This is a genomic window from Rhodococcus sp. (in: high G+C Gram-positive bacteria), from assembly GCF_049286785.1.
GTDB lineage: Bacteria > Actinomycetota > Actinomycetes > Mycobacteriales > Mycobacteriaceae > Rhodococcus_F.
Genome location: NZ_JBAQEO010000660.1, coordinates 1 through 3,294, shown reverse-complemented (window position 1 = coordinate 3,294; position 3,294 = coordinate 1). Strand labels below are relative to the sequence as shown.

Sequence of the window (3,294 nt, the reverse complement as noted above, 5' to 3'; positions counted from 1 at the left end):
CTACAAGGCGCCGGAACACCACCTACCCAGCCCGTGCCGGGGCACGGGCTGGGTAGGCAGAGGGACACGCCCGTTTGCCCCGCTGTTCGGGGTCGGGAACGATCGCCCTCATGAGGAAACTGTTGCGCCGACCCGAATTCATCGTCACCGTCTACGACCGCGAGCGTGCCGACGAGCCCGCAGCGCCGATCTACAGGGGAACGGATCTCCGTGCGGTCCAGATCAGCGCCCAGAACGCGCGCATCACCCTTTCCGATCACCAGGTCACCCGGCGTCAACACCACACTCAGCGCGCACCTGCGCGAATCGGACAGCAAACTCCATCTCGGCCCCTGGCGCACGGTCCACTTCGCCAACACCGGCTTCACGGCGCCCATGGACGCCGCCACACTCGCCACCATGGAGGACCAAGCGTGAGGTCGTAACCAGGGCAGCGCCCCTCGCGCACGTCGAAACCGGTATCGCCAGGGGATGCGTGATTACGGAGCGAAAGGCGCCACCGGCCACCGGCGGCCAGGATGCATGTACGGCGGGCGTAGCCCTCTGTCCGTCCCCACCCGGCCCGGATCTCGTCGTGGTCGCGCAGGCCGGCCGACCGGGGGCAGGTGACCGAACGCCCACTGATCGGCATCGGGGTGTTCGGCGACGATCCAAAAATTTTCGAGCAGACACCAGCCAGGAAGGACCAGTTATGGCATTGCCACAGAGGCTGTTTCAAGTGATCGTCATCCTGTTGCTGGCAGTCCCCGGCATTTGTGTTCACCTTCGTTCGGAGATTCCTGCGCGGACCCGGACCGGACGAGAAGGATTTCAGTGTCCGCCTGGTCCATACCATCGCGGCCAGCGTCGTCTTCGACTGCGTCTACCTGATCGTGGCCGGCCCCCGGCTCGTGTCGATGTTCACTGGAAAGCAGCCCGCTGCTTCTTGCTCAACGAGACCTTCAACTTGTTGCCGTGGTGGGCACCGTAACGCTGGTACTTGCGGATCTCTTCGGTGAGTCGATGGTGTCGGTGCTGTCGATGGCGATGAGTCCATGGCTGAAGAGCCGGTGGAGGTCACGGCGCAGTAGGAGCCCGCGTGATCGACTGGACCGTCGATGTGGTGTGACCGTCCACGCCGAAGTCAATTGCCGATAACCTAGACCATGCCAATTAATGGCTGAAAATGTTTTCCCCAACGGAATTCGAACTAATGATAATGCTTGCCCCGTAGCGGGCATTTTCGCAGTCAGGTTGGCACTCGACGGAATCCGGCTCGGTTCGCCGCGATGTTGACGGTGCCTTCGTCAGGAATATCGAACAGGGCATATACCAGCTCACGTGTGCCGGATACATCGAGAACGGACATCACAGTTCGTCACTGTGACCCGGCGGAGATGGTTTCGGTGCGGATGACTGCAACAGCTCGGCGCGGGTGCCGGGCATGCCGCTGCGACCTTGTTCGGTGCATTTGACTGCCAGGACCTGATTGATTCCGAGCCGGTTCGCCGCAAACCCCAACGCCGCGCCGGCCATGTACAACCGCCATACTCGTGCCTGCCCGGCGCTGCTCTGGGCCACCGCCTCGTCCCAATTCGCCTCCAGGTTTGCCACCCAGGCCCGCAGGGTCAGCGCATAGTGCTCGCGCAGCGACTCGACGTCGCGCACCTCGAAACCTGCCCCTTCGAGCGCCTCGATCATCGTCGCGAGCGGTGAGATTTCCCCGTCGGGGAACACATAGCGATCGATGAAGGAAGTTTTGGAGAACGGGGCGAGTGTGCCTGGTCGCCGCGAGATCGCATGGTTGAGCAACCGCCCCCGCGGGCGTAGCAACGCGAACAGGTCCGCGGCATAGGTCGCCAGCATCGCGGCGCCGACGTGCTCGGCCATGCCGATGCTCGAGATCGCGTCGTAGGGGCCGTCTGTGACGTCGCGGTAGTCCTGGACTCGGATCTGCACCAACTCGCCCACGCCCGCGTCGACCATCCGTTTGCTGGCGTAGTCCGCCTGTTCCTGGGACAGGGTGACACCGACGACGTGCGTGCCGTAGTGACGTGCCGCGTGCAGCGCGAAGGTCCCCCACCCGCAGCCGACGTCGAGTACCCGCATCCCCGCGGTCAGGCCGAGCTTGCGGGCCACCAGATCGCATTTGGCGTACTGGGCCGCACCTAAATCCTCGCTCTGCTGCACCCAGTACGCGCACGAGTAGGTCATCGACTCACCGAGCACCAGTTGATAGAAGTCGTTGCCGACGTCGTAGTGGTGGCTGATCGCGGCGGCATCACGACCCTTGTCGTGCCGGTGCCCGCGCGCCGGTTTCATTTCCTCCGCCGGCGGCTTCGGTGGCGGGCCGATGATCCCCAGGCGCAGCGCCGCTTTCACCAGCGCCTTCTTCGTTTGCCCGTCGATCCGTACACCGGGGCCCCGGCTCGGGTCCGACACTTGCTCCAACGCGTCCAGGCCGGCGAGCAGGTCGCCCTCGATGTCGATGTCGCCGGAGACGTAGGCCCGAGCGAAACCGAGGTCGTTGGGCGCCCACAGCAACCGCCGTAGACCACGCCTATTGACGATGCGCACCTGCCACGGCGCGTCCGGAGGACCACTCCGGCTCCCGTCCCAACATTTGATCCCGACCGGAACCTGCGGACCCAGCACCGCACGAACCAGCGGCGCCACCGTGTCAGCGACCGTCATACACACCTCCGTCACAGTTTGGGTCCGACCACCACCACGACTACCCAGTTCACCCTGCTCGCCGTGACGCACAGGCCCGTCAACTCACACCCACATTCCGCAAAGCCATCTCGTCGACGATATCGATGGAACCCCCCCGCCGCACACCATCACACAATCCTCGTGCGTCATTACCCCGGCTCGCCGAACTCGCACACCTCATCGGCCACGACCACCGGTCCAAGCCCACAGGCTCTGCTGCACGAACATATCCCTGATCTGGATGGGTTCCGCAGGCTCGATGCCGATGAGGTGAAGGACTTGTGCTTTTCCCTGCTCCGGGTGCGCCGGCGGTGAGGATCGCCGAAAGTCCCTCGCGCAGCGGGGTTTCCCGCACCAGATACCGGTCGATGACGGTGCGACGGAACCGCAGCCGCGCCGGGGATGCCGCAAAGCGGATCATCGTGTTCGTGTCGGACTTCGTGTGCAGTGGGCCACCGGGCACGGACATCGCCGCGAGCTGCGCGGCGGCCTTGCCGCGCAGCGGATCCGAGTCGTTCACGCAGACCGTGCCGCCCGCTCGAGGGCGCCCTTGTTCCGTTCCATCAGCCGACTGACCTCGTCATCGGTCAGCAGTCCGCG

General features: G+C 64.6%; 3 protein-coding genes. 1 reads left to right on the top strand and 2 read right to left on the bottom strand.

Annotated elements, in window-relative coordinates; all coding sequences use genetic code 11:
- Window positions 1-210: 210 nt before the first annotated feature.
- A complete protein-coding gene (locus WAW17_RS23755) occupies window positions 211-417 on the top strand; it encodes a hypothetical protein (RefSeq protein WP_422335357.1) in 207 nt (68 codons plus the stop codon).
- Window positions 418-941: 524 nt separating this feature from the next.
- On the opposite strand, the gene WAW17_RS23750 is transcribed toward WAW17_RS23755, so the two are convergent.
- Both WAW17_RS23750 and WAW17_RS23745 read right to left on the bottom strand, forming a co-directional pair.
- Window positions 942-1,220, bottom strand: coding sequence for an HNH endonuclease (locus tag WAW17_RS23750; protein ID WP_422335356.1), 279 nt, complete (start codon window positions 1,218-1,220; stop codon window positions 942-944).
- Window positions 1,221-1,347: 127 nt separating this feature from the next.
- Complete coding sequence (locus WAW17_RS23745) at window positions 1,348-2,673, bottom strand: class I SAM-dependent methyltransferase (protein ID WP_422335355.1); 1,326 nt, start codon at window positions 2,671-2,673, stop codon at window positions 1,348-1,350.
- Window positions 2,674-3,294: the final 621 nt, after the last annotated feature.

Bases quoted from the DNA above. Each gene is read 5' to 3' on its own strand.
- WAW17_RS23750 (WP_422335356.1), bottom strand. From the start codon at position 1,220: ATGCCCGCTACGGGGCAAGCATTATCATTAGTTCGAATTCCGTTGGGG.
- WAW17_RS23745 (WP_422335355.1), bottom strand. From the start codon at position 2,673: ATGACGGTCGCTGACACGGTGGCGCCGCTGGTTCGTGCGGTGCTGGGT.